Annotated in this window: 3 protein-coding genes; 2 read left to right on the top strand and 1 reads right to left on the bottom strand. The window is 72.0% G+C overall.

Annotated elements, in window-relative coordinates; genetic code table 11:
- Positions 1-705, top strand: a 705-nt coding sequence (locus Q0A33_RS14920) for a GntR family transcriptional regulator (RefSeq protein WP_291798570.1), incomplete at its 5' end; no start/stop codon positions are given.
- Positions 706-827: 122 nt separating this feature from the next.
- Here Q0A33_RS14920 and Q0A33_RS14915 read toward each other — a convergent pair.
- Positions 828-1,343 (bottom strand): HutD family protein, encoded by a 516-nt coding sequence (locus tag Q0A33_RS14915; protein ID WP_291798567.1) that lies wholly within the window; start codon positions 1,341-1,343, stop codon positions 828-830.
- A 162-nt stretch (positions 1,344-1,505) separates the two neighbouring features.
- On the opposite strand from Q0A33_RS14915, the gene Q0A33_RS14910 reads away from it, so the two are divergent.
- A complete protein-coding gene (locus tag Q0A33_RS14910) occupies positions 1,506-2,186 on the top strand; it encodes a GntR family transcriptional regulator (RefSeq protein WP_291798563.1) in 681 nt (226 codons plus the stop codon).
- The last annotated feature ends 318 nt before the right edge of the window (positions 2,187-2,504 follow it).

Here is a 2,504-nt window from a genome sequence, read left to right as displayed (position 1 = left end):
GGGTGTGCGGCACGTGCCGGTGCGGGCGGGAGGAGTGCGATGAAGATCAGGAACGAGCTGCTGGGCGATCAGCTCGCACGTGTGCTGCGGCGGCAGATCCTCTCCGGCGAGCGCCCGGGCGGAGATCTGCTGATCGAGAAGGCCCTCGCGGAGGACTTCGGCACCAGCCGCGGCCCGGTGCGGGACGCGCTCGCCCAGCTGGACGAGGACGGGCTCATCGCGGCCTCGGGGCGCAGCTACCGGGTGCTGGAGGTGACGGCGCACGACATCGAGGAGATCTACGACCTCCGGTATCTGCTGGAGCGCCATGCGATGGGGAGGGCCGCGCGGACGGGCGCGGAGCTGGCTGCGGCCCACGAGGCCGTCCGCCGGATGCGTGCCGCCGCCGAGGCATCCGACGGGATCGCGTTCGGCAGGGCGGACCTGGCGTTCCACCGTGCGTTCCAGGAGGCGGCCGGGCAGCGCCGGATCCTGTCCATGTGGAGGAAGTTCGAGCGCAGCCTCAGCACGCTGCTCGAGGTGAATCCGCACCCGGGTGATGACCTGCTCCGCGCCGTCGAGGTGCATGCCGACCTCCTGCGCGCGGTGGAGAGCGGTGACCCGGCGTGGGAGGAGCAGCTGCAGACGCACCTGGGCGAGGCGCGCGACCGCTTCGCGCTGGGCTATGCCGCGGAGCCGGGGCTGGAGCCGGGGTCGGGGTCGTGACGGACGGGAGCCAAGAGGACTGGTTTCGCGTCTGCCGATTCGCCCTCTGAGGGCCGGAACAGCGGCGGATCCGCAGACGGGAGCCTGGGGCGATCTCGTTCCCGTCTGCGAGCTCGCTGAGGTCAGAAGCGCAGCACCGGGCCGAGGCGACCGTCCCCCTCTGCCCCTTCCCGCTCCCGCAGCAGGGTGAGGCGGGGGCCGAGGTCCGAGTCCTCGAGGGTGAGGAGGAAGGTGCCGTCCACGCCGAGCTCGGGGGCGGCATGCCCCGGGCCGCTCTCCACCATGAGGTTGACGGCGTGGCAGGGGTGCGGAAGCTCGACGAGCACGGTGCGAGCGGCCCCGTCGAAGATGCACGGAGCGCCGGCGGCGACCTCGTGCCGCTCGCCGTCGATCTCCAGCACCACGTTCCCTCCCACGGGCCGGAACGTGCGGTGCATCCCCGGCAGCGGCGAGAAGTCGGCCGGCCGCTCCAGCGCGGCGATGCTGAGCCGCCACCGAGGCCGCCCCGGGGTGAGCTGTGCCGACCTCTCCAGCGAGACGAGTTCCACGGTGGAGCCGGCGCCGTTGGCCCACGGCACGGCTGCGCTCTCCGCGTAGGAGGCGATGACCTGCAGGGAGGCGGGAGGGGGAGTGCGCATGTTCGGCACTGTAGGCGATGGCATCCGCGGATGTGAGATTCTGTATGCGCTTCTGCGGCGTCCGCACACCGCCGGCGCACCCCGCCTCCGTGCACCCGCCTGCCGGCGGTGCGCGTGCACTGTGCGCAGGCGCCGCCCACAACCGAGTCTCCAGGGGATCGAATGACGCAGCCCTCGGTCTACGACCGCATCCGCGAGAAGATCATCCGCAATGAGATCGCCTCGGGGGAGAAGGTCAGCATCGACGCACTGGTGCGGGAGCTGGGCGTCTCCCAGACCCCGGTGCGCGAGGCACTGCACCACCTCGAGGGTGACGGGCTGGTCATGCGCGCCCGCGGCCGCGGCTACTCCACGACCCCGCTGCTGGACGAGGCGCAGCTGCGCAGCATGTTCGAGGTGCGGCTGCTCATAGAGCCCTGGGCGGCACGGGTCGTCTCCGCCGACAGGACCACGAATCCCGGCCGGGACCTGCTCGGGCTCGTCTCCTCGTTCGCGGATGCGCACCCGGACGTGTGCTCGCGCAGCGATCTGGCTGCGCACGACCTCGAGTTCCACCGCGCCATCCACCGGGCGACGGGCAACGGCTTCCTCATGAACGCCTACGAGGGCCTCCACGCGCAGCTGCACCTGTTCCGCCTCTACGCGGAGGACATCGCGAGCGCGAGCACCCTGCAGGAACACCGCGAGGTCGCCGAGGCGATCTCCGCCTGCGCAGGCGAGCGCGCCGAGGCTCTCATGCGGGAGCACCTGGAGCAGGCGATGCACCGGTTCCTGCCGTCCGTGGGCGGCAGGCCCGATGGGCGTGAGCTTCCGCCGACCGGGCGCATCCTTCCCAAGGCCTGACCGCGCTGCGGGCGGACGCCGGCAGGCGGCGTGCGCACTCTGCAGCGCTGAGCGTGCGGTGGTGGTGGGGTGACATGCGGCGCCCCACGAATGCGCCCTGCCGCCCACGCGAATGCGCTGTGCCGCCCATGCATAGGTGGGTGGCAGGGCACTTAGGCGGTGCCTCGAAAGCCGCGAGACCGCGAATGCGCTTTCCCACCCGCATATATGTGGGTGGCTGAGCGGACAAGCGGTGTGCGGCTGTCGCGCTGCCCCGCCCTGCGTCCGGCGCACCGCTTCACACCCGGCTACGCCGCCCTCGCGCGCACCGCCTCACCC

This window comes from Brevibacterium sp. (assembly GCF_022712115.1).
In the GTDB taxonomy this organism is placed as follows: Bacteria; Actinomycetota; Actinomycetes; order Actinomycetales; family Brevibacteriaceae; genus Brevibacterium; species Brevibacterium salitolerans.
The sequence above is the reverse complement of the archived record's forward strand: the minus strand, read 5'-3'. Positions and strand labels throughout refer to the sequence as shown.

Coding starts and splice junctions, on each gene's coding strand:
- Q0A33_RS14915 (WP_291798567.1), bottom strand. CDS start 1,343: ATGCGCACTCCCCCTCCCGCCTCCCTGCAGGTCATCGCCTCCTACGCG.
- Q0A33_RS14910 (WP_291798563.1), top strand. CDS start 1,506: ATGACGCAGCCCTCGGTCTACGACCGCATCCGCGAGAAGATCATCCGC.